Source organism: Acidithiobacillus ferriphilus (genome assembly GCF_018854775.1).
GTDB lineage: Bacteria > Pseudomonadota > Gammaproteobacteria > Acidithiobacillales > Acidithiobacillaceae > Acidithiobacillus > Acidithiobacillus ferriphilus.
On the sequence record NZ_JAAZTY010000172.1, the window covers coordinates 1 to 397 of the forward strand.

1 protein-coding gene is annotated in these 397 nt (G+C 65.0%); it reads left to right on the plus strand.

The window, feature by feature from the left end:
- Window positions 1-397, plus strand: a 397-nt coding sequence (locus tag HF921_RS11365) for a RuBisCO large subunit C-terminal-like domain-containing protein (RefSeq protein ID WP_264318202.1), incomplete at both ends; no start/stop codon positions are given.

Sequence of the window (397 nt, forward strand, 5' to 3'; positions counted from 1 at the left end):
CTTCTGTGCCAATACCGGTCTGGCGCGTTGGTGCCGGAAGAACGGCGTCCTGTTGCACATTCATCGTGCCATGCACGCGGTGGTGGACCGCAATCCCCATCACGGCATTCACTTCCGCGTGCTGGCCAAGGCGCTCCGTCTGTCAGGCGGTGATCACCTGCACACCGGCACGGTGGTTGGCAAGCTGGAAGGTGACCGCGCCGCCACTCAGGGCTGGGTCGACCTGCTGCGCGAGTCATTCGTCCCCGAGGACCGCGGTCGCGGCATCTTCTTCGACCAGGACTGGGGCTCCATGCCGGGGGTCTTCGCCGTGGCTTCCGGCGGCATCCACGTCTGGCACATGCCGGCGCTCTTAGCCATCTTCGGCGACGATGCAATATTCCAGTTCGGTGGCGGT